Raw genomic sequence first — 24,237 nt, forward strand, 5'->3', positions numbered from 1 at the left:
AAAAGTGGTGGGTCGTGAAGGATTCGAACCTTCGACCAATTGGTTAAAAGCCAACTGCTCTACCGACTGAGCTAACGACCCATCTAGGTATTACGATAAAAATGTTCACTTATTTTGGCATCAACAATGCGAATAATAAGTGGTGGGTCGTGAAGGATTCGAACCTTCGACCAATTGGTTAAAAGCCAACTGCTCTACCGACTGAGCTAACGACCCATCGAGGTATAACGCTGATTTATGCACTTTCAGTAAAGTGGTGGGTCGTGAAGGATTCGAACCTTCGACCAATTGGTTAAAAGCCAACTGCTCTACCGACTGAGCTAACGACCCATCTAGGTATTACGATAAAAATGTTCACTTATTTTGGCATCAACAATGCGAATAATAAGTGGTGGGTCGTGAAGGATTCGAACCTTCGACCAATTGGTTAAAAGCCAACTGCTCTACCGACTGAGCTAACGACCCATCTGATGTTGCGCTGATTTATGCACTTTCAGTAAAGTGGTGTGTCATTAAGGATTAGAACCATTCGACTGATTGGTTAAAAGCCAACTGCCCTAGCTTTATAAAAAAGCGACTGAGCTAACGACAAATTGTACTACTGACTATCTCGTTAAATACCACTAACTTATTCTATTTATTAGATTAAGTGGTGGGTCGTGAAGGATTCGAACCTTCGACCAATTGGTTAAAAGCCAACTGCTCTACCGACTGAGCTAACGACCCATTTACTGGTATTTCACGCCCCGAACGACCTCGCCGCTCTGAGGGCGCCTATAATACCTTTTTCATCTTCTCATGCAAGCGCAAATTCCCAATTTTTTGTCGTTTGCATGAAAAACAGACTAAGAGTATGTTTTTTAGTTAATTACGCTTTAATTGCAGCCAGTTGCTGCTGTGCAATGCGTGCTGCGGCGCTATTTGCGTAATCTTTGACAACTTGTTGGTAGTATTGCATCGCACCAGCTTTATCACCGGTTTTCTCGGCGATCATGCCAAGCTTCACTAAACTATCGCCACGTTTATTAGAATCACTAAAACGATCAACCACAGTTTTGAAGGCTTGTTTGGCTTCTGCAAATTCGCTCTTATTAAATAATAGCTGTCCTAACCAATAGTTCGCATTCGCGGCATACACAGAGTCTGGGTATTGTTTGATAAAAGCACGGAAGGCAGGAATGGCATCGTCATACTTACGCTCTTTTAAGACTAAGTTAACGGCATTTTCATAACTTGCAGTTTCACTTAAACTACTTGCGGCAGCATTGGTCGATACCACAGAGGGGATAGATGTCGCTGCAGCTGCAGGTGCGGCAGATGCCTTTGAGGATAAATTAGCAAGCTCATCATATAACTGACGCTGACGCTCTTGCATCTGCTCAATCTGATAATTCTGTTGTTCGGTTAAACCGCGTAAATCGAGAACTTCCTGCTGCAGTGTATCAAGACGACGTTGCATCTCGAGCTCACTTTGTTGTCTCGATTTTACAATACGTTCGATACGAGCAAGTCTGTCATCACCCGAACCACCAGCAATATCTTCCACAGGAGCAGGCGCTGCAACTGCAGCGCCCGCACCAAGGAACATTGCCGTAATTAAGACGGCACGTTTCATTGTGTTACTCTCCGAGATTCAATCTTAGTAAACTAAAACTGCACGACGGTTTTTGCCAAAACCTTCATCAGTGCGAGAAAAATCAAGTGGTTTTTCTTCGCCATAGCTGACTACGCTCATTTGGCTTGGCTGTACGCCCATACCTTGTAGGTATTTAGCAACGGCTTTAGCACGACGTTCACCCAGAGCAATGTTGTACTCAGGAGTGCCACGCTCGTCCGCATGACCTTCAATCAGTACACGCACACTTGGGTGCTCAACTAAGTAAGTACCATGAGCTTCTAATACAGCGGCGAATTCAGTTTGAACTTCACTGCGGTCGAAATCGAAGTAAATGATGTGTTCTTTTCTCAACTCTTCTAACTGCTGACGTTGCTGCTCTTCAGATGACAACATAGCACCCACACCACCAGTTTGAATGCCACCATTCAGTTCGCTACCTGAACCGTTTGTTGAGCCCATTGCATCAGTTTCTGATTCTGAAGTTGAGCTACATGCACTAATAGCCATAATTGGAAGTGCTACCAACATAGCTTTTAACAACTTATTCAGATCCATTACGTGTTCCTTATAAAATTAAATGTGATTAAATCAAGGTATAACATTAGAGAAACGGAGACCAAGAAGGTGATTTCACCTCGCCTTGACCCACGGGTAATCTCGCTTTAAAGCGTCCATCCGTAGAAACAGCTGCTAATACTTGCTTACCTTGGTGTGTAGTGCCATATATGACCATAGTACCATTAGGCGCCACACTTGGGGATTCATCCAAGCGTGTAGAGGTTAGCACCTGCATAAAACGCGTATTTAAGTCCATACGCGCAATATTAAACTTACCGTTAGTACGGTTAACAAAAATCATACTACGTCCATCTGGCGTAATTGAACCGCCAAGGTTCCATTCACCTTCAAATGTTTCACGACTCACTTTACCTGAACTTAACTCTACGCGATAAATTTGCGGTCTACCACCACGTTCAGAGGTGAAAATCAACGACTTCCCATCAGGATACCATGATGGTTCAGTATCGATAGCATAGTGATTGGTAATACGCTTAATCGCTTTTGTCGCAATATCGATAACATAGATCTCAGGCTGACCATCCTTAGACAGCGTCACAGCCAAAGATTTGCCATCAGGAGAGAAAGCCGGCGCACCGTTAATACCAGGGAAAGAGCTCACTTTAGTGCGCACTTGGGTATAAAGGTCTTGTACGAAAATCTCTGCTTTTTTATTTTCAAAGCTAACATACGCCAAACGACGCCCATCGGGTGACCAAGTAGGTGACATTAATGGCTCAGGTGAGCGCAGTAACATTTGCTCGTTAAAACCATCATAGTCCGCAACCATCAACTGATAAGGTGCTTTTTGAGTATGATTGACCACGACGTAGGAGATCCGCGTTAAGAATGCACCGCGAATACCGGTTAACTTTTCATAGACGATATCGCTAATTCTATGACCATATTGACGAAATTGCGCTGCTGAAATCACAGTTTGGCGACTGTCCATCAAAAATTCTGTAGCACTGACTGAGCCTTTCAATGCTTGGTTTTGTGCTTTAACTAAATCGATTAAATCAAAGCTCACCAAATACTGATCGGTCCCGTAAGGTTTCACAGTACCTAACACCACAGCTTCTGCGCCAACGCTAGACCATGAACTAGGTTGAAACTGAGCCAAAGCACCAATATTGCGCTGAGGTAGTCCGAGCTCGTCTAAAGGTTTAAAGGTACCGCTACGAGCTAAGTCAGACATCACCACATCAGCAATCGCTTGTGGCGGTGCGCCAGGACCTTGCCATACAAAAGGCATCACAGCAATCGGACGCGCTGCATCAACACCTCCGGTAATTACAATATCCAGCGCCGCTTTTGCGGGGGTGGTGCACAGCAGAATCGCCACTGTTAACCATTTTGCCAAAATCTTCATGTGACTCCTTGTTAATTAAACGTTGGTTCAACGATTAAGTTAAGTTCTTTCATAAAATTATATACTTGTGGATCCGGTGACACTGGCAGTTTACCCGCCTTTAAAATCGCGCTCTTAGCAGCACGGCAAACCGATTCATCACCGCTTTTTGTTTGACTACTGATTACAAAACCATCGCTGGCTAAACGTACTGAAACAGTACAAGTCTTGCCCCGCATCGATTCATTCTTCACTAAATTACGTTGTATGACAGATTGAATCATCGAGGTGTACTTACCCACTTCGCTTTCTACTTGTTTACTCATGGTTTGCGACAATGCCGCCTGCTCCGCCGCTAATGCATCGGCCATTTCCTGCTCTTGATCGGCACGGGCTTTGGCATCCGCTTTAGCTTTAGCATCCGCTTTAGCTTTAGCATCTGCTTTAGCTTTAGCATCTGCTTTAGCTTTGGCATCTGCTTTAGCTTTGGCATCCGCTTTAGCTTTGGCATCAGCCTCCGCTTTAGCTTCCGCATCTGCTTTTTGCTTACGGTCAGTTTCAGCTTTCACTGCAGCAGCTTCTTCAACCTTGCGTTTTTCAGCGGCTTTTTGTGCAGCGTCTTCAGCAACCTTACGCTCCTGCTCTTTCAGCTTGCGGTCGGCTTCGGCTTTGACCGCTTTTTCCTTTTCCTGCTGCTGTTTCACCTGGGCTAATTTGGTCGCTTCATTGGCTTTTTGAATCTCAATTTCCTGCTGCTTACGTTCTTGCTCTAGCTGTTTAATCTGAGCTTGTTCGCGCTCGCGTGCCTGTTTCGCTTCTTGAACTTTGCGTTCAAGCTCGGCTTGACGTTCTTGCTCACGGCGTTCGGCATCACGCTTTTCTTGCTTAAGTTTCTCAACTTGATTAGCCACTTTTTGCTGATCAACCATAACCGCTTTGATTGCTGGTGCGCTAACTTGTTGCATAGGCTCAGGTTTGTGAGAAAAATCTATTCCTAATGCCAGAATAATTATCACGCCAATATGAATACCCGCTGAAATTGACAGAGGTAATGTTACATCTGACTTATCTGCCACCTATTTCTCCTTGGGTGAATCCGTCATCAAACCGACTGATGGCACGCCAGCTTGCTGCAGTGTCACCATCAACTGAATCACTTTATCGTAAGGAATATTTCTATCGGCTTTAACCACAACAGGACGCTCAGGTTCAGTCACGATAAGTGCAGCCACTTCCGTTGCCAATTCTTCCAAATCCATAGGCACATTCGTTGAACCGCCTTTATTGAGGAAGTAATCACCGTCACCATCGATTGAAGCAACAATGGGCGGCTTACTGTCATTGGGTAACACTTCTGCCGCCCCTTGAGGTAGCTCAACTTTGACCCCTTGGGTCACTATGGGTGCTGTTACCATAAAAATAATTAACAGCACGAGCATGACGTCGATATAAGGCACCACGTTGATTTCAGCAACGGGGCGACGACGTTTGCGCTGATAAGCTGGTTGCATTATGCCCCTTCCTTCTCACTGTATGCTTGGCGATGCAAAATGCTGGAGAACTCTTCCATAAAGTTTGCGTAAGCCATTTCTAATTTATCGACTTGGGTCGAGAAACGGTTGTACGCAATTACCGCTGGAATTGCAGCAAATAAACCCATAGCCGTTGCAATCAAAGCTTCAGCAATACCGGGTGCAACCATAGCTAAGGTGGCATTTTCCATCGAACCAATAGCGATAAAAGAATTCATGATCCCCCATACCGTACCAAATAAACCGATATAAGGGCTAGTCGAACCAATCGTTGCTAATAACGGTAAGTTAGCTTCTAACTTTTCCATTTCGCGAGACAAGGTCACACGCATAGCTCGCGATGTACCATCCATGACGGCATCGGGCACTTTGCTATTTAATTTATTCAGGCGTGAATATTCCTTAAAGCCAGTCACAAATAATGACTCTAAACCGCTATTATCTGGACGAGATGATAATTCTTTATACAAACGGTTTAAATCAACACCTGACCAAAATTTGTCTTCAAACTTCGCCGATTTACTTTTTGCGGATGTCAGTAAGCTACGGCGTTGTAAAATCACCGTCCAAGACATCACCGACAAGCAAAGTAAAGTGAACATAACAAATTTCACTAATAAACTGGCTTGTAAAAATAACCCAACAATCGACATATCAGCTTGCACTGTCAAACTCCTGCACAATATTTAAGGGAATAGCTCGGGGACGCATACGTGATAGCGCAACACAAACAACCAGCACTGTGCCTTCACAATAACAGTCTCCCTGTTTATCGACCAAGCGTTGATGAAAGATCAACGAGGCCTTTTTCAACTCTATGACCTTAGTTTCAACAATAAGGTTCTGTTCAAAACGTGCTGCTTTGCGAAAATCGAGTTCCGCACGCTTTACGACAAAAGCGGTGTCGTCGGCTAATAACGCAGTCTGACTCACGCCAAGGGCTTTTAGCCACTCGGTTCGCGCGCGCTCAAAAAAGTTGAGGTAGTTCGAATGATAGACAACGCCACCAGCGTCGGTGTCTTCGTAATAGACTGAAATTGGCCAATGAAACATAATTTGAAAATAAGCAAATTTTGGTTGAAAAATTGACGCTTACTATACCTAGGGAAACAAGACTTGTGAATGACCCGATGAAGATATAGATAGGAATAGCGCGGGTTTCAGATGAATAGGGGCAATTGTAAAAGAGAATGGGGTCAAACGACCCCATTTTATTAACATAGTTAGTTATTTTGCGATAGCTTGTGGCAAGGTTAAGCCAAAACTCTGCCACAAGAAACTGTAGATGTCGGCAAATTCGTCGATCTTCATCGCCGTGGGCTTACCCGCTCCATGACCAGCATTTGACTCAATACGCATAATGACTGGTTTATTGCCCTGCTGTTTCTCCTGCAGCATGGCCGCAAACTTGAAACTGTGTAATGGCACAACACGATCATCATGATCCGCAGTCATTACCATAGTCGCAGGATAAGCTTGCGCTTTTACATTGTGATAGGGCGAATAAGCCAATAGCGCAGGGAATTGCTCTGCTTTATCGGCACTGCCGTATTCACTCGTCCAAGCCCAACCAATAGTGAACTTGTGGAAACGCAGCATATCCAACACGCCCACCGCAGGTAATACGGCAGCAAAAAGTTCAGGACGTTGAGTCACAGCAGCGCCCATCAACAGACCACCATTACTGCGGCCATAGGCACCGAGTTTAGAGCTGTTGGTGTATTTTTCGCTGACCAGATATTCAGCAGCAGCAAAATAGTCATCAAACACATTTTGCTTTTTGTCGAACATCCCCGCTTGATGCCAGCTTTCGCCATACTCAGCACCGCCACGTAAACTCGGCACGGCATAAATGCCACCCATGTCTAACCAAGCGATATTGGCAGGGCTAAAACGTGGTGTCATCGAAATGGCAAAACCACCATAGGCATAAAGTAATGTCGGATTTTGACCGTTTTTCACTAAGCCCTTTTTATAGGAGAGCATCATAGGCACACGCGTACCGTCTTTGCTGCTATAGAAAACCTGCTCAGAAACATAGTCATCGGGATTAAACGAGACTTTGGGTTTAGCAATGACAGTTGAACCACCAGTTTTAAAATCAAACTTATAGGTGGTTTCAGGCTGAATATAACTATTAAACACATAATAGAAATAATCTTTGCTGGCTTTACCAAAAGGCCCTGCCACATTGCCAAGACCAGGCAATGCCACATCTTGACGCTTCTGACCACCCATACTGTAAATCGATAATTGACCTAACACATCATGTAAATAACTCACCACTAAATGGTCATTAATAATGGCGACATTATTAATCGGATCTTTAGACTCAGGAATAATCGTTTGCCATTGCGATTTATCACTATTGCGGGTGTCAATCGCAATCACTTTACCATTAGGCGCCTCTAAGTCGGTTTTGAAATAAAACACTGAACCATCATTACCGAGAAACTCATATTCAGCTTCTAATTTGAGGATCAATTCCACCACTTGGGATTTAGGCTCAAATAACGATTTATAGAAGAAACGATTACGCTTATCCGTACCTTGAGAAATCGACAGTAATAAGTATTCACCTTTCTCAGAGACATCAATGCCAAAGCCCCAATCTTTATTCTGTGGACGCTCATAAATCAATAGATCTTGATGTTGGTCTGTGCCTAATTTGTGGTAATACACTTTTTGGTTAAAATTAACGTCAGCTAAGACATCCCCCCCTGCAGGGGCATCATAACGGGCGTAGAACACACCTTGATTTTCTTTATCCCACACTGCGCTAGAAAATTTAATCCATTTCAGTTCATCGGCCAGTTTCTTACCAGTTGCGATATCAACGAACTGCCATTGCTGCCAATCTGAGCCAGAATTTGACACACCATAGGCTAAAACTTTACCGTCATTACTCACAGCAACGCCGGATAAGGCAACAGTGCCATCCGCAGACAGTTTATTTGGGTCAAGAACAGGCTTTTCAACACCATCTAAACCTTTAACATATAAAACCGATTGCGCCTGTAGGCCATCATTGCGGTAGTAAAATTGGTTGTCGCCGTTTTCAAACGGGGCAGAGACTTTTTCGTAATTCCAAAGTTCTGTAATACGTTCGACCACAGCTTGTTTATTGGGGATCTTAGCGAGGTAGGCTTGACCAAAGTCTTGTTGTTCTTTTACCCACTCTTCAGTTTCAGGTGTATTGGCCTCCAGATGACGATAAGGGTCGGCCACCGCAACACCATGAATGGTTTCGACGAGGTCATCTTTTTCAGTGACAGGGTAAACGAGTTTAGTTGCGCTTGCCTGCTCAGTCGAATTTTGCTCAGGTGAATTGCCACTTTGGCAGGCACCGAGTGCCATCCCCAATGTGGCCACTAACAAACCTTGCTTTGCAAGGCGAAATCTTAATGCCATCGTGTTGTCGTCCTTCTTATGGTTTCGGGCTTAAGGCCTTTTCAGCAAGTACTATACAAGCAAAAAAAATCATGGCAATGGCGTAACTTAATATGAAGTTTTTTAAGCTGTATCGTGAATTTAACAAAATAGCAGCAAGGATAAGCTTATTGAAGTGTATTATTATGCATTAATAGTGAGTTATAAGTTATTAATCAAGGTAAATAGTGACTTAAGTGATATAAATCACCTTTGCAGTCATTAGAATTACTAATGTTTATGGGCAATTTTTCTCGTTTGTTTTACAACAGGTTTCCCAATAGAATGTGCTTGTTTTCAGGAGATAACTGCTTGCAGATATCGAAAACAAAGAACTTTTAAACTGGTGTGTTCCCAACACTTCAGTTTCTTTTCTGGTTCTTATGCTTGACTTCCTTCCTTCAATTTGTTGATTGCAAATGCATTATTTTTGCGGCCCGCTTAGTTTAAGCGGGCTTTTTTTTAGCATTTCAAACACAATCCTGATTATTGCAACGGCCAAGTTTTATACTTCATCTATATTACTCGTACTTATCCCACTCTCGCTTTCTGCAGTACTTGTTGAGGTGGATATGTCATCACTACAAATTAAAAAATCTCATTATTTTTACCCATACTCGCAAATTGAGCGAATCATTCGATTAAAGTGGCATACTGCCTGAACTCTCCTTCTTTTAAAAACGACAATGCCAAGTCATAAACTTGGCATTGGAAAACACTTAAAACCTAGGTAAAACAAACACTACAAAGGTTTACTGATCCGTATAACAACACGACGGTTACGCGCCCTTTCATCCATATCATCATTGGAAGCCACGTGACGACGCTCACCATGCCCGAATGTGACAATACGATCTTGAGGAATACCACTGGCAACAAAGAACTCTTTTACCGACGCAGCTCGTGTATCCGACACTTTCTGGTTTACTGAACGGCCGCCATAGCTGTCGGTATACGCATCCACCAGCACTAACTCTACCAAGGGATCATAGGCTAAATATTCTTGCACCCGAGACAGTTGTTGCTGGGAGAAACGAGTTAAATCGGTTCCGCCTTCATCGTAATTTAATACAGTAAAAGCGATATCTTCAAAGCTATAGGGCAATAAATGCGCTAGACAAGCTTTAAACTCAGTATATTTACGGCCAAAATTAGCTGAAGACAAACCCACAGCTATCTTATTCGACTCGTTATACCAATCAGCATAGTAAAACGTTGGTTCCATACCACGACTCAACTCTGCCAACATAGACCAAGCTGCACGCTTAGGCACTTCACCGTTAAAGTACTTTTGATAATGTAATGAAGTGATCTCTTTCGATACCACACCAGGACGCCACTGCGGCGCGCGGCTAATTAATTTCGCCTGCGTCACTTGATCAGGTTTTACCCACATATCTAAGGTAAAAGTCATATTCTGCTGTTTACCCGCTTCACTGGTAAAAATCGCTTTACCGTAAGAAGGAATATCATGCTCAAGGCGACAGACGATGGGAGTATTTTCACTCACTCGCCACTGGGAATCACTTAAAGAGGCGACATAATGGCGCAACTCTGCCATTGCAGTTGCTGGAACGCATAAAATTGATACTAATATCAGTTTTCGCCACATAGCCTTTACTCATGTTTAATCGGTTACATGGCTTTATCGGCAAACTATTTAGTTCCTTTAGCTCATAAAACCACCAATCAAGCATGACACACCCCAACACATTTAGCATAATAGCGCCCTGTGAATTTTCTTGAGTACTTTATGAGTGACATTTGCGACGCGAACAAATTGAAATACCGATTTCGAGGCTACTTTCCCGTAGTCATTGATGTCGAAACTGCGGGCTTCAACTCTCAAACCGATGCGTTGCTAGAAATTGCCGTCACCCTACTAAAAATGGACAATGAAGGTGTGATAGGAATCGATAAAACCCTACACTTCCACATTGAGCCCTTTGAAGGTGCAAATTTAGAACCCGAAGCGTTAGCATTCAACGGTATTGATCCCACTAATCCGTTACGGGGAGCGGTGAGCGAGAAAGAAGCCTTTTTAGAAATCTTTAAAGCCGTGAAGAAAGCCCAAAAAGCCTCCGACTGCCATCGCAGTATCATAGTGGCGCACAATGCGGCATTCGATCATGGTTTTGTGAGTAAGGCGATAGAACGTTGCGACTTAAAACGCTCGCCGTTTCATCCTTTTGCCACCTTTGACACAGCTACGCTTGCCGGACTCGCCATTGGTCATACCGTACTTGCCAAGGCATGCATTATGGCGGGTATTCCCTTCGATAATAAAGAAGCCCATTCGGCGCTATATGATACCGAACGTACCGCGGAGCTTTTTTGTCACATAGTGAATCGTTGGAAATCATTAGGTGGCTGGCCGTTACTGGCCGTGGATGCGCAGGATGCAGAAAGCGGTACTGTGGAATAAATTGAACAGTTAACAATAGATCTTCAGCAATGAAAAAACAAAAAAGCTGCCATTGGCAGCTTTTTTCATTTAACAGGCGACTGTGATTAGAAAAGTACTAATTACAGTGAGCTTGCGTTTTCAGACAGGTAAGCAGCAACACCTTCAGTGCTTGCATTCATACCTTTATCGCCTTTTTCCCAGCCAGCAGGACAAACATCACCGTGCTCTTCATGGAATTGCAGTGCATCGATCATACGTAGCATTTCATCAACGTTACGGCCTAATGGCAGATCGTTAACGACTTGGTGACGAACCATGCCTTCTTTGTCGATCAGGAATGAACCACGGAAAGCCACACCCGCTTCTGGATGCTCAACATCGTATGCTTTGCAGATTTCATGTTTAACATCAGCCACTAGCGTGTATTTAACTTGGCCAATACCGCCTTTTTCAACTGGGGTGTTACGCCATGCATTGTGGGTAAACTGAGAATCGATAGACACACCAATCACTTCTACGCCACGCTTAGTGAACTCTTCCATACGGTGATCAAAAGCGATCAACTCTGATGGGCAAACGAAAGTGAAGTCAAGTGGATAGAAGAATACGACGGCTGGTTTGCCTTTGATGGCTGCAGTCAAGTTAAAGCTATCAACGATTTCGCCAGAACCTAATACAGCTGCAGCAGTAAAATCAGGAGCCTGACGGCCTACTAATACGCTCATTTTATATCTCCATCTATGAGTTGAACTAAGTGTAAGGCAAGATGCCTTCTAGCCAGTATGTTCTCAACCTAGGTCAAGTTAAATCCTTACTGATTAAAAGGTGTTCTTACCAATCAAATCCTTAGGCATTATAAGTCGTGTGCTGTGCCTTACAACCTATTTAAGACCAATATCACATTTTTCAAGGGTATTTCCGTTTTGCCTGACTAAGGATAGAGCAATCTGCGTATCCAGTGTGCGGAGCAATCCACATTCGGCTAACAGACAAAACCCAGCATGATCACATTTTCAGATATTTTTCAGATAAGCCCTCGGCAAACTGGACATCCACTGCCTTTGCAGTCGAAAATAGCTCCTTTGGCTTAAAGAATTAAGAAAATTGATAATGAATGCAGTCGTAATTGCAGTGTGCTTAATGTTAGCACTCAGTTTAGCTAGGGTGAATGTGGTTATTGCCCTGACCGTGAGCGCCCTCGTGGCGGGATTGGTAGGCGGAATGGATCTGCACCAAACTATAGATGCCTTTAATACAGGCTTAGGTGGCGGCGCACAAATTGCGCTCAGTTATGCATTATTAGGTGCTTTCGCTGTCGCACTATCGCATTCAGGTTTAACGACGCTGATTTCCAGAAGCATCATTAGTAGCCTTGGACAAGATCCTAATCCCACTAACACTAACTGGGTACGCTGGTTACTGCTGTTATCGCTACTCGTCATGTCGATGGCTTCACAGAATATTTTACCGATCCATATCGCCTTTATTCCGATTTTAGTGCCACCACTCTTACATGTGATGACCAAACTGAACATCGACCGCCGCCTTGTGGCTTGTGTTCTAACCTTCGGCCTAGTCACCACCTATATGATTTTACCGATTGGTTTTGGGGGCATTTTCTTAAATGATATTCTGCTTTCTAACTTAACCAGCAATGGCTTAGCCGCTGCTCGTGAGCAAATTCCGCCAGCCATGTTAATCCCTGCCGCGGGTATGGTCGTAGGGTTACTCACCGCAGTATTCATCAGTTACCGTAAACCTCGGACTTACGAAGAGGCAAAAGTGTTGGTCGCTGAACCTGAAGAAAATCTCAACAAACGCAATATCATCATTGCTGCACTGGCGATATTAGCCACTCTCGTCGTACAACTCGAAACTGACTCTATGATTTTTGGTGCCTTAGTCGGCTTCATGATTTTCAGTTTTTCGGGTGCCTTGAAGCATGTCGCCGACCAAGATATCTTCAACCAAGGTGTGCGAATGATGGCCAATATCGGCTTTATCATGATTTCAGCCGCAGGCTTTGCCGCTGTAGTGAAAGAAACCGGTGAAGTGGGTACGCTTGTGGCCTCGCTTAGTGAGATTATTGGGGATAATAAAGCCCTCGCAGCCTTTTTGATGCTACTGGTTGGGCTACTGATCACTATGGGAATTGGTTCGTCTTTCTCCACCATTCCAATTATCGCGACGATATATGTACCATTGGCATTAAGTTTTGGTTTTTCAGTAGCGGCCACAATCGCGTTAGTTGGCACTGCCGCCGCGCTGGGTGATGCGGGCTCGCCAGCATCAGATTCCACCTTAGGTCCCACTGCAGGTTTGAATGCCGATGGTCAACACGATCACATTCGTGACAGCGTGATACCAACATTTATCCACTACAATATTCCACTATTAGTGTTTGGTTGGATTGCAGCCATGGTGTTGTAAGTGTTATCGCAGATGTTTACATTACCGTATTAGAAAGTAACAACAGCGCGGCATTCTCCGCGCTGTTTTTTATCTCGGGTATTCACTTTTATTGCGGGCAGCTGGTTAACTCAGTGATTCACTCGATAACTCACGTAATAATGAACGTAATAATGAACGTAATAATTAAGATGTCGGGTCAAGTTTGCGACTTCCTTGCTTATTCTTTTTATCCTCATATAACGCTTTATCCGCCGCTTGTAGCACTGCCTCAAAGGAAGCATAATCTTGCGAATCAGCCACACCGCAGGAGACTGTCAGCACATTTAAAAACTGCCGCTCTGCGACCGCCTGACGTAAATGTTCAGCCAACAATAAGGCCCGTTCAAAAGTACAATTAGCCAAGATGACGACAAACTCATCACCGCCGGTTCTGATTAACAAATCATTTTCTCGAAATACACTGCGCATCGCATCAACAATTTGCATGATCGCCATATCCCCGAGTTTATGCCCATAGGTATCATTAATGGTTTTGATTTTGTCGCCGTCCACGCAGATCACCGCATAATGCCCCTTAGTCGCGACATCAAACAGTGTGGTCTCATAGACTTTCTTATTATAGGTTCGAGTAAAAGCATCCAATAACATCGCTTCACTAAACCGTTGGCGCTCAGTATGAAGTTTCCTAAAACGATTGATATTTATTTGAACAAAGAAGATCACGATAGATAACAAAAACCACAGGGGTAAATTCCACACAATGAAACGAAATATACTGATTTTATATGTCAGTGAAGTCATGTTATCTAAATGATTTGTCATCGAATAAAACAAGAACTCCGGCGTCAGTTCAGCCCAAAGGCTATCTGTCGTGATCACCAACTCAGTACCATAATCCGTTTTCTGCAATTCAACATGTTTATTACGCATAAAAACCGACGTCATTAGGGCCGTGTCGGCAATAACATCACCGATGAAATGATTAGGATCATTAGATGATGAAATCGGTGATGCCATCGATAAAATGACTTTCCCACTGACTTCATCTTGATAAGGAATGGATAATACGATTCCATCGGCTAAGGACTCTGGGGTCGCGTCTTTCGCGCAATAGTGCAGACTCTGACAAAACTCATTCGTTGAAGTACGGTCTTTAATCAGCCGCGCTTTTACGTCCTCAGGAATTGGGGTGGCAAAATACATGGCATCACTGCGATAAAGTCCCACATACAGGAATATATCTTCGGCATTGGTCTTTTTACTGGAATAGAGATAATCAAAGTAGCGTAAGACTTGTTCTTCTTCTGCGGAAAGCACTCCCCCTTGCGGCAGCATTAATCTGGAAGGGTCAAGTTGAAAAAGCGCTAAAGAGGATTTATTGAAATCAATAATATCGTGCAGAGATAAGCTTTTACCGAGCAGTTCAATATAACTCGGTGTAAGTTGCTCATTTTTTACAAAAGACACAAAGGATTTATGCTCTCTATCGATTTTAATCGGTAATAGAATAAGTAGGAGTACGACAAACAAGAGGGTCGCAAATTCAAATGATCGACGCAATAATAACCAGTTGAGAGCCGAATTTCCCATAATTCCTCTTAATCCCTGTTCTACCGACAATGTACCTTGCACAAAACGTAAACTGCGATCAATAACATTGCAAAATAAGCCAATAAAAACAACTTCAATAGATAATTATTATTTAGCTTATTCTAAACTTTAGCAGCTTAAGATAAAGTTGTTATTTCTGTATTGAACAAAAACAAAAAGGGAGCCTAGGCTCCCTTACTGACCACATCCGCTCAATTGAGCATCAGCAACTCAGATTATTTAGCAACTTTGGCTATTTAGTACCAAAGATTTTATCGCCCGCATCACCCAGACCTGGCAGGATATAACCTTTCTCGTTTAAGCATCTATCGATAGCGGCAGTATATAATTCAATATCCGGATGCGCCGCTTCTAAGGCTTTAATGCCTTCAGGCGCAGCCACTAGCACTAAGGCCTTAATTGAAGTACAACCGCGCTTTTTCAATAAATCAACGGTCGCAATCATAGAACCACCAGTCGCGAGCATTGGGTCGACAACTAAGGCGATACGCTCGTTCATGTCGCTGGCCAGCTTCTCAAAATAAGGCACTGGCTCAAGGGTCTCTTCATCACGGTAAATACCGACAACTGAGATACGCGCACTTGGAATGTGCTCGAGTACGCCGTCCATCATGCCCAAACCCGCACGTAAAATTGGCACAACAGTGACTTTCTTACCTTTGATTTGATCGACTTCAACCGGACCATTCCAGCCTTCAATCGTCACCGTTTCAGTTTCGAAATCTGCGGTAGCTTCATAGGTTAATAAACTACCCACTTCGGCGGCTAGTTCACGGAAACGTTTAGTGCTAATGTCACCTTCGCGCATTAAACCGATTTTGTGACGCACTAAAGGATGTTTAACCTCGACAACTTTCATTTTTCTCTCCTGCTTATTTTTCGGCGTATTATTTTAGGCAAATTTTTCAGATTCTAGTTGATTTGTTTACTAGGTAAAACAGAAAGTTTTGCCATTCGGTCTAATCGTGAGCTATCTCCCAAGAATAATCCCCAATCGTCTAAGATACCTACTGTGATTTACTATTTTGTGACCAAACTCAAGACCTCTAAAAATAGAATATCTCGCATTCAGACCAAAAAAACTCCGCCGAGGGGCATAAATCCAAATCATGACTTTCGACCCCTAGCACAAGCTGGTAGAATACCGCCGCATAAAATCCAATAACGATGTACCCGAGAGGATCCCTCCGTGAGCACACCTACCCCACTGAGCTATAAAGATGCCGGCGTTGATATTGATGCAGGTAATGCACTGGTAAGTAACATTAAAGCAGCCGTTAAACGTACCCGTCGTCCAGAAGTTATGGGCAACTTAGGTGGTTTTGGCGCCTTGTGTGAAATCCCCACTAAATACAAACAACCGGTTTTAGTGTCTGGCACCGATGGTGTTGGGACTAAATTACGTTTAGCTATCGACTATAAAAAACATGACACTGTCGGCATAGACTTAGTCGCCATGTGTGTGAACGATCTGATCGTTCAAGGCGCTGAGCCACTGTTTTTCCTCGATTACTACGCAACAGGCAAGCTCGATGTTGAAACGGCAACGTCCGTTGTCAACGGCATCGGCGAAGGTTGTTTCCAATCTGGTTGTGCGTTAATTGGCGGTGAAACCGCTGAAATGCCAGGCATGTATGAAGGTGAAGATTACGACCTAGCGGGTTTCTGCGTGGGTGTAGTTGAAAAAGCCGACATTATTGACGGTAGCAAAGTGGCAGCGGGTGATGCGCTTATTGCATTAGCCTCAAGCGGCCCTCATTCAAATGGTTACTCTTTAGTACGTAAAGTATTAGAAGTGAGCCAAGCAGACCCTCAACAAGATCTCAATGGCAAACCGCTAATTGAACATCTACTTGAGCCAACTAAAATTTACGTGAAATCATTGCTGAAACTGATCGCAGCATCAGACGTACATGCAATGGCACACATTACTGGCGGCGGCTTCTGGGAAAACATCCCACGCGTACTGCCAGATAATTTAAAATCGGTTATCCAAGGCGATTCATGGCAATGGCCTGCTGTTTTCAGTTGGTTAATGGAAAATGGCAACATTGCAGAATATGAAATGTATCGCACCTTCAACTGTGGCGTCGGCATGTTAGTCGCGCTGCCAGCCGAGAAAGTGGATGCAGCACTTGCATTACTGGCTGCAGAAGGCGAACAAGCATGGCTTATCGGTGCTATCGCACATCGTGAAGGCAATGAAGAGCAAGTGGAGATCCTGTAATGCCCCAGAGCTGTCGTGTAGTTGTATTAATTTCCGGAAATGGCAGTAACCTGCAAGCGATTATCGACGGTTGCGACGATAATCTGCAGGCCGAAGTTGTCGGAGTCATCAGTAATAAACCCGATGCCTATGGCCTAGTGCGCGCCCATCATGGCGAAATTGATACCAGCTGCGTGATAGCTCACCAAGGTGAATCTCGCTCTGAATACGATGCGCGTTTAATGACAGTGATTGAACAGTACCAACCCGATTTAATCGTGTTGGCAGGATTTATGCGGATCTTAACCGATGATTTCGTGAATCATTACCTAGGTCGCATGATCAATATCCATCCTTCACTGTTACCGAAATACACTGGCTTAAACACCCATCAACGTGCCATTGACGCTAACGACAGCGAACATGGTGCCAGCGTGCATTTTGTCACGCCAGAGCTGGATGCAGGCCCGGTGATTTTACAGGCCAAAGTGCCTGTTTATGAAGACGATACCGCTGATATGCTCGCCGCCCGCGTGCATGAGCAAGAACATGCCATTTATCCGCTCGTGGTGAAATGGTTTAGTCAGCAACGTCTTAACATGCAAAATGGCCAAGCCTATCTCGATGGCAACCTTATCGGCCCAAGCGGTTACGCGCCCGATTAGTTCCACTTGACCGTAAGTTGTACCAATCAAAAAAATAGAGACCTTCGGGTCTCTATTTTTTTAACTATTTTCAACAAAAGCATTGTTTTCTGAGGCAATGTGGCATTAGATAACTTAACGAAAAAGTGATTTTTGATCGGCATGACAAGAGACTATTAGATGAAAAATATTATCTGCGATATCGATGGTGTATTACTGCACGACAATAAACTGATCCCCGGCAGCGACAAATTTATCCAGCGCATTTTAGAGCAAGGCAATCCGTTAGTGATATTGACTAACTATCCCGTACAAACGGGTAAGGATCTGCAAAACCGTTTAAGTGCCGCCGGCATTGATATTCCTGAAGAATGCTTTTACACCTCCGCCATGGCCACCGCCGACTTTTTAAAACACCAAGAAGGCAGCAAGGCCTATGTCATTGGCGAAGGCGCCCTCACCCACGAACTCTACAAAGCAGGCTTTACCATTACCGATATTAACCCCGATTTTGTGATTATCGGTGAAACCCGCTCCTACAACTGGGAGATGATCCATAAAGCGGCAGGCTTCATCGCACGCGGCGCGCGCTTTATTGCCACTAACCCCGATACCCACGGTCCAGCCTACAGCCCTGCTTGTGGCGCACTCTGCTCACCCATCGAACGTATTACCGGTAAGAAACCTTTCTACGTGGGCAAACCGAGCGCTTGGATTATTCGCTCTGCACTTAATCATATCGATGGGCACTCGGAAGACACTGTCATCATAGGCGACAATATGCGTACCGATATTTTGGCGGGCTTCCAAGCAGGGCTTGAAACCATTCTGGTCACTAGCGGCGTGAGTAAACTTGAAGATATCGACAAAGAACCCTTCCGCCCGAACCATGTGTTTGCCTGCGCTGGCGATATAGACGTTGTTTAAACAATTATCTAAACCTTTGTCTAACCCTGCGTAGCCAGTCATCCTTGCCAGTCGCTTAAACATTACCTATGCAACACGCCTCGCCCAAAGGCGTATTGCATAGGGTAAAGCAACATTAAGTAACATATTCGCCTTCTTCTCAGCCTTGTGGCTCACAGCGGCTTGCTTCATGATAAGTCTCGCTTCTGATTGATTAACAGAAATCTAAAATACCTTAATTAAAACAACAGTAGGATTAACCTATGCGACGTCTGTATCCCCTCTGTGCGTTGGCCATGCTCAGTGCCTGTAGTCCGAATGCATCACAGCCTGATGGCAACAGCACTTTGGCTGAACTCAAACCAGTGCAGTTTAATGAAGCGCGCTTTAGAAATGATATTAAAGCCCTGTCATCCGATGAATTTGAAGGTCGTGCGCCCACCACTCACGGTGAAAAACTCACCTTGGATTATTTGACCAAAGCCTTTACAGAGATGGGACTCAAGGGCGCATACCAAGGCAGCTTTTTACAACCTGTGCCTATGGTCAGCTATACCGCAGATGAAGCGCAGCAAGTCACGCTGGCAGGATTACCCTTTAAATACCGAAAAGATCTGGTGCTCAGCAGTCGTCACGATAACGGTGGCATTAACATTGAGAACGCGCCATTAGTCTTTGTTGGCTATGGAGTGAACGCACCAGAATATGGTTGGAATGATTACCAAGATCTCGACATGAAAGGCAAAATTGCGGTGATCTTAGTCAACGACCCCGGCTTTGCCCGCCCTGACTCGGGTAAGTTCAATGGCAAAGCCATGACCTATTACGGCCGCTGGAGCTATAAGTTTGAAGAGGCCAGCCGTCAAGGCGCCCTTGGTGCACTGATCATCCATGATACTGAGCCCGCCTCTTATCCTTGGTCTGTGGTAGAAAATAGCTGGACTGGACCACAGCAAGATCTAGTGCTGAGTAAAGCCGAACAAGATAGCCGCATCCAAGTCGAAGGCTGGCTTACATTGGACGCAGCAACCCAGCTGTTTGATAAAGCGGGTTTATCACTGCCGAGCTTGATGGCGCGCGCCGCCGACAGCCCAATCAATGTCCCCCTTGAGCAAACGGCCAGTATCGCCTTTAAAAATAAAGCCGAATACGCGAATAGCTACAACGTAGTCGCCACGCTCCCCGGCAGCACACAAGCCGACGAGCAGATCCTCTACACCGCCCATTGGGATCACATAGGTAAAGACGAGACGAAAGCAGGCGATCAGATTTACAACGGCGCCATGGACAACGCCTCGGGCACTGCCGGCATTCTCGAGGTCGCCAGACAATTAACCGACAATGCGAATCAAGGCCACGGTTTAGCGCGCTCGGTCACCTTTATTGCCACCACAGGTGAAGAACAGGGCTTACTCGGTTCGCGCTATTACGCTGCCAATCCACTTTATCCTATCGACAAAACCGTGGCAGTGCTAAACCTCGACAGCACCAATATCTACGGCAAAACCAAGGATTTTACGATTGTCGGCAAAGGGAAATCTGAGTTAGAAACTTACCTTATTGATGCGGCGAAACAACAGAACCGCATCGCCATGGGTGAGAAAAATCCCGCTTCGGGCGGTTTCTTCCGTTCAGATCATTTCAGCTTTGCCAAACTGGGCGTCCCAGCGGTCTTTGCCGGCGGCGGTAGCGACCCCGTTGATGAGACCACGGCGGCTTATAAAACCCAGATGCAAGCCACAATGAAAGGCTGTTATCACAATGTCTGCGATGAATACCATGAAGACTGGGATTTGAGCGGCGCGCTGCAAGATTTGCAAATCTACTACCAAGTCACGCGCACATTGGGCAACAGCAAAGATTGGCCGGGATACTATCAAGGCACAGAGTTCAATAGCCTGCGCCCAGCTAAAACGACGCTTGTGACAGATGCAAAATAACAGCTTGTATCAGTGACAGCTTGTGAGAGACGGCTTAGTGAGTAGCCTCTTATTAACGCCCGCTAGACGCACCTGCGAAATAAAGCGGCTGAATAAAACGCCTCCTCCGCCAACCAAAGCACCAAACAAGATTGAAAAGCACGTGAACCATTCACGTGCTTTTTTGTTTTCAGCTCACAAACAATACCGTTATCGCGAAATATACATCCTGCGACACCATTCTGCATAGGCTTATGCCATTGGTTGATGTCAAACTCGACGCATTAATTGATTAAAAATAAAACACTTAAACGAGCCAACTCATTATTTATGGTATTTTTTAGCGGTTTTTCTGTCATCGACACTTTTTCAAAACACATTGTGAATTCCCCAAAACTCCTCACGCCAAATCAGACAATAAAAACAAATAATCAAAAATAACACCAATTTAATGAATTATTCTCAAATAAAAGCATTAAACACAAACATCTAAATCAACAAAAACATCGATAAACAGATAAAACATCAAAAATAGTGTTTGGCAAATACCTAAATTGCTGGCACATTAAACCTCAATTGAGACATCCTCAAATGACAGACAGTGTGGGAGTTGTACTATGTGTTCAATCTTTTCGATTTTAGATATCCAATCTGATGCCAAAGAACTGCGCCAAGTCGCGCTAGAAATGTCTAAGCTCATGCGCCACCGTGGCCCTGACTGGTCAGGTATTTATGCCAGTGATAAGGCGATTCTTGCCCATGAACGTTTAGCGATTGTTGACATTGAACACGGTGCTCAGCCACTGCTAACCGAAGATGGCAGTTTGATCCTTGCGGTCAACGGCGAAATCTATAACCACAAAGAACTGAAAGCCCAGTTAGGCGATAAGTACAGCTATCAAACCAACTCTGACTGCGAAGTGATCTTGGCGCTGTATCAAGAATATGGCACTGAATTTCTTGATAAATTAAACGGTATCTTCGCCTTTGTGTTATATGACAAAGCCCAAGACAGATATCTTATCGGCCGCGATCACATGGGTATCATCCCGCTATACACAGGCCGTGACGCTGCGGGTAACTTCTATGTTGCCTCCGAAATGAAAGCCTTGATGCCAGTGTGTAAAACGGTAGAGGAATTCTTACCGGGCCAATATTTGTACTCAAGCGATGCAGCCGCGGTTAAATACTACACCCGCGATTGGCAAAGCTATGAGGCGGTTAAAGATAACCCAGCCAGCCAAGAAGAATTGCGTGACGCATTAGAAGCGGCGGTCAAGCGCCAATTAATGTCAGACGTGCCCTATGGTGTGTTGCTGTCGGGCGGCTTAGATTCATCGATCATTTCCGCCGTGACGCAAACCTTTGCTAAACGCCGGATTGAAGACGATGGCGAAACCAACGCTTGGTGGCCACAGTTACATTCCTTTGCCGTCGGCCTTGAAGGTGCGCCGGATTTAATCGCCGCCAAAAAGGTAGCCGAAGCGATTGGTACGATTCACCATGAGATCCATTTCACCTTCCAAGAAGGCTTAGATGCGATTAAAGAAGTGATCTATCACTTAGAAACCTACGATGTCACCACCATACGTGCTGCCACGCCAATGTATTTAATGGCGCGTAAAATCAAAGCCATGGGCATTAAGATGGTGTTATCGGGTGAAGGTGCTGACGAGCTATTTGGCGGCTATTTATACTTCCATAAAGCGCCAAACGCACAGGCATTCCACGAGGAATTAGTCCGCAAACTCGATAAGCTGCATCTGTTCGATTGTCTGCGTGCCAACAAAGCCATGGCCGCTTGGGGATTAGAAGCCCGTGTGCCTTTCCTTGATAAAGAGTTTATGGATGTGGCGATGCGCATCAACCCTGAAGCGAAAATGTCTAAGGATGGCCGTATTGAGAAACACATTCTGCGTAAAGCCTTTGAGCACAAATTGCCAAAAGAAGTGGCGTGGCGTCAGAAGGAACAATTCAGTGACGGCGTGGGCTACTCATGGATTGACGGTTTGAAAGAACAAGCTGCGGCGCGGGTGGATGATTTACAATTGGCGAACGCGAAATTCCGTTTCCCATACAACACGCCAGAAACCAAAGAAGCCTATTTCTATCGCTGCTTCTTTGAGGAACATTATCCACTGAGCGGCGCTGCAGAAACGGTTCCAGGCGGTAAATCCGTTGCCTGTTCAACGCCAGAAGCACTGGCTTGGGACGAAAGCTTACGCGGTATTATCGACCCATCGGGCCGAGCAGTACGCTCTGTACACACCTCAAGTTATTAATAGCCTAACGTTGAAGGACTAAGTTCATAAATTAGGTTAATGAGCTAGATTGATGAACCGGTTAATACAGCCAACCACAAGCGCTACCCTAGGGTGGCGCTTGTATTTTGATGCTTTTTACTTTTATTGCTTTCTCGCGTACACAATGATGACTTAGCTAAAATACCAAACTAGGCCGACAGCGCACTGAATGGCTTGATTTGAGAGTGAGCTTGAATGTGAGTTTGAGTGTGAGCGTTGGTTTGCACTTGAGTTTGAAAATAAGCATTACTCTGCGTCAACGCCATCGGATCTAAGCTTAAAAACTGCTTTCCAGCACTCAGCCCCGCATGATAATCATGGCGTAAATCCGCATCGGTACTGCCCAGCAATTTACTTTGCAAATTTTCAGCAGCAAAAATCTGCACTATCTCCACATCCTCTGGTGGATTAGCGATAAAGTCCAATTCATCCTGATAGGCTTGTTCGTGCTGCACTAAGTAATCTATGGTTTTCGGACAAAAGCCAGAAACACAAATCCAAGATTTTAATTTGTGAACCCAAGCCGATTGCGCCTGAAAATCCTCGCTCACAGTACGGATCACCACAATTTTGCGGGCACCACGACGATAGGCCTCACGCACAGGTAAAGGCGCTGCTAAACCGCCGTCGAGATAAAAATCACTGTCAATACCTTCGCTTAATGCTGCGCTGTGATCAGAGGCGCCGTTATTACAGGCCTTGTCACTATTACAAGCCTTGTCATTTAGCCAAAGCGTGAGTTTCACTCCTTGTTTATACAAAAATGGTAATGCGCTAGAAGCTTTTAGCAATTCGCGCCACTGGCTTTTACTGCTTGGACTTAAAAAATAACCCTTGCGATCACTGGCATTCGTAGTTGTGATAAGTAACTGCCGATGACCGAGTGAGGCTGTCGCCGCATTAAGATCTAATTTGAACATCCCTTGTCGAGTCTGCTCAAAATACCAATCTAAATCGACCACATTGCCACCAACTAACCCGCGACCGAGTCGATAGAAGCGTTTATGGCGCGATAAACCGCGGATCAAACGTTTGGCATAACCTTTCTGACGGGCCAAAAAACTGCTGAGATTCTGTGAGCCAGCAGAAGTACCAATAAATAAATCAAAGGGATCGAAGCCGTCATCAAGCCAAGCATCGAGTACGCCAGCTGTGAAAATACCGCGCTGACCACCTCCTTCTGCAATCAAGGCCACCTGTGGGCTAGCATTAGATTGAGCGTCTTGGGAGGCTAAATGGCTGACGGCGTGCATAGGAAAACCTTATCGAATAATTCATATAAGGTGAGTCTAAACAAGCTGAATGAGAAAAGATAACGGATAGAAACCATCATCTTAATAG

The 24,237-nt window shown here is 44.7% G+C and carries 20 protein-coding genes and 5 tRNA genes; 7 read left to right on the forward strand and 18 right to left on the reverse strand.

Going from position 1 to position 24,237, the window contains the following annotated elements:
* Positions 1–5: 5 nt before the first annotated feature.
* From L5M71_RS09510 to motY, 14 genes are all read right to left on the reverse strand, one after another.
* Positions 6–81: transfer RNA gene (locus tag L5M71_RS09510), tRNA-Lys, on the reverse strand.
* A 59-nt stretch (positions 82–140) separates the two neighbouring features.
* Positions 141–216, reverse strand: a tRNA-Lys gene (locus L5M71_RS09515).
* Between the two features lie 38 nt (positions 217–254).
* A tRNA-Lys gene (locus L5M71_RS09520) sits at positions 255–330 on the reverse strand.
* Positions 331–389: 59 nt separating this feature from the next.
* Positions 390–465 (reverse strand) — tRNA-Lys (locus tag L5M71_RS09525).
* 185 nt (positions 466–650) lie between these two features.
* A tRNA-Lys gene (locus tag L5M71_RS09530) sits at positions 651–726 on the reverse strand.
* Between the two features lie 142 nt (positions 727–868).
* A complete protein-coding gene (gene ybgF / locus L5M71_RS09535) occupies positions 869–1,615 on the reverse strand; it encodes a tol-pal system protein YbgF (protein WP_028760345.1) in 747 nt (248 codons plus the stop codon).
* Positions 1,616–1,639: 24 nt separating this feature from the next.
* Complete coding sequence (gene pal, locus L5M71_RS09540) at positions 1,640–2,173, reverse strand: peptidoglycan-associated lipoprotein Pal (RefSeq protein ID WP_028760346.1); 534 nt, start codon at positions 2,171–2,173, stop codon at positions 1,640–1,642.
* A gap of 46 nt (positions 2,174–2,219) precedes the next feature.
* Positions 2,220–3,548 (reverse strand): Tol-Pal system beta propeller repeat protein TolB, encoded by a 1,329-nt coding sequence (gene tolB / locus L5M71_RS09545; protein ID WP_263163141.1) that lies wholly within the window; start codon positions 3,546–3,548, stop codon positions 2,220–2,222.
* Positions 3,549–3,559: 11 nt separating this feature from the next.
* A complete protein-coding gene (tolA, locus tag L5M71_RS09550; RefSeq protein WP_263205534.1) occupies positions 3,560–4,603 on the reverse strand; it encodes a cell envelope integrity protein TolA in 1,044 nt (347 codons plus the stop codon).
* Positions 4,604–5,038 (reverse strand): protein TolR, encoded by a 435-nt coding sequence (gene tolR, locus L5M71_RS09555; RefSeq protein WP_113938780.1) that lies wholly within the window; start codon positions 5,036–5,038, stop codon positions 4,604–4,606.
* Positions 5,038–5,724 (reverse strand): protein TolQ, encoded by a 687-nt coding sequence (tolQ, locus tag L5M71_RS09560; RefSeq protein ID WP_028760350.1) that lies wholly within the window; start codon positions 5,722–5,724, stop codon positions 5,038–5,040. The genes tolR and tolQ overlap by 1 nt, the downstream gene beginning before the upstream one ends.
* Entirely contained in the window at positions 5,714–6,115 is a 402-nt protein-coding gene (ybgC, locus tag L5M71_RS09565; RefSeq protein ID WP_006081251.1) for a tol-pal system-associated acyl-CoA thioesterase, read from the reverse strand. Before ybgC ends, tolQ begins: the two co-directional genes overlap by 11 nt.
* Positions 6,116–6,286: 171 nt before the next feature.
* The gene (locus tag L5M71_RS09570) at positions 6,287–8,470 is read right to left on the reverse strand and encodes a prolyl oligopeptidase family serine peptidase (protein WP_113938781.1); all 2,184 of its coding nucleotides are present in this window, start codon (positions 8,468–8,470) and stop codon (positions 6,287–6,289) included.
* 760 nt (positions 8,471–9,230) lie between these two features.
* Positions 9,231–10,100: a flagellar protein MotY gene (gene motY, locus L5M71_RS09575; RefSeq protein WP_113938782.1), complete on the reverse strand. Its 870-nt coding sequence runs from the start codon at positions 10,098–10,100 to the stop codon at positions 9,231–9,233.
* Positions 10,101–10,241: 141 nt separating this feature from the next.
* On the opposite strand from motY, the gene rnt reads away from it, so the two are divergent.
* Positions 10,242–10,913, forward strand: a complete 672-nt coding sequence (rnt, locus tag L5M71_RS09580; protein WP_105252848.1) for a ribonuclease T — start codon at positions 10,242–10,244, stop codon at positions 10,911–10,913.
* A 101-nt stretch (positions 10,914–11,014) separates the two neighbouring features.
* Here rnt and L5M71_RS09585 read toward each other — a convergent pair whose 3' ends face one another.
* A complete protein-coding gene (locus tag L5M71_RS09585) occupies positions 11,015–11,620 on the reverse strand; it encodes a peroxiredoxin C (RefSeq protein WP_006081247.1) in 606 nt (201 codons plus the stop codon).
* 385 nt (positions 11,621–12,005) lie between these two features.
* On the opposite strand from L5M71_RS09585, the gene L5M71_RS09590 reads away from it, so the two are divergent.
* A complete protein-coding gene (locus tag L5M71_RS09590; protein ID WP_263205536.1) occupies positions 12,006–13,325 on the forward strand; it encodes a Na+/H+ antiporter family protein in 1,320 nt (439 codons plus the stop codon).
* A 165-nt stretch (positions 13,326–13,490) separates the two neighbouring features.
* Here the strand turns inward: L5M71_RS09590 and L5M71_RS09595 are convergent, their stop codons facing one another.
* Both L5M71_RS09595 and upp read right to left on the reverse strand, forming a co-directional pair.
* Positions 13,491–14,897 (reverse strand): GGDEF domain-containing protein, encoded by a 1,407-nt coding sequence (locus L5M71_RS09595; protein ID WP_263205538.1) that lies wholly within the window; start codon positions 14,895–14,897, stop codon positions 13,491–13,493.
* 253 nt (positions 14,898–15,150) lie between these two features.
* A complete protein-coding gene (upp, locus tag L5M71_RS09600; protein ID WP_011789711.1) occupies positions 15,151–15,777 on the reverse strand; it encodes a uracil phosphoribosyltransferase in 627 nt (208 codons plus the stop codon).
* Positions 15,778–16,107: 330 nt separating this feature from the next.
* On the opposite strand from upp, the gene purM reads away from it, so the two are divergent.
* The 5 genes from purM (at position 16,108) to asnB (ending at position 22,875) form a co-directional block, all read left to right on the forward strand.
* On the forward strand, positions 16,108–17,145 hold the full coding sequence (gene purM / locus L5M71_RS09605) for a phosphoribosylformylglycinamidine cyclo-ligase (protein ID WP_263205540.1): 1,038 nt from the start codon (positions 16,108–16,110) through the stop codon (positions 17,143–17,145).
* Positions 17,145–17,789, forward strand: a complete 645-nt coding sequence (gene purN, locus L5M71_RS09610) for a phosphoribosylglycinamide formyltransferase (protein ID WP_263205542.1) — start codon at positions 17,145–17,147, stop codon at positions 17,787–17,789. Before purM ends, purN begins: the two co-directional genes overlap by 1 nt.
* Positions 17,790–17,948: 159 nt before the next feature.
* On the forward strand, positions 17,949–18,695 hold the full coding sequence (locus L5M71_RS09615; protein WP_263205545.1) for an HAD-IIA family hydrolase: 747 nt from the start codon (positions 17,949–17,951) through the stop codon (positions 18,693–18,695).
* A gap of 242 nt (positions 18,696–18,937) precedes the next feature.
* Entirely contained in the window at positions 18,938–20,614 is a 1,677-nt protein-coding gene (locus L5M71_RS09620) for a M28 family metallopeptidase (RefSeq protein ID WP_263205547.1), read from the forward strand.
* A 596-nt stretch (positions 20,615–21,210) separates the two neighbouring features.
* Positions 21,211–22,875 carry an asparagine synthase B gene (gene asnB / locus L5M71_RS09625; protein ID WP_263205550.1) on the forward strand — a complete coding sequence of 555 codons (1,665 nt, stop codon included), beginning with the start codon at positions 21,211–21,213 and terminating at the stop codon, positions 22,873–22,875.
* Positions 22,876–23,045: 170 nt separating this feature from the next.
* Here the strand turns inward: asnB and L5M71_RS09630 are convergent, their stop codons facing one another.
* A complete protein-coding gene (locus tag L5M71_RS09630) occupies positions 23,046–24,149 on the reverse strand; it encodes a patatin family protein (RefSeq protein WP_263205553.1) in 1,104 nt (367 codons plus the stop codon).
* Positions 24,150–24,237 lie beyond the last annotated feature (88 nt).

Origin of the sequence: Shewanella sp. SW1 (assembly GCF_025653545.1) — a bacterium.
Taxonomy (GTDB): Bacteria; Pseudomonadota; Gammaproteobacteria; order Enterobacterales; family Shewanellaceae; genus Shewanella; species Shewanella oncorhynchi.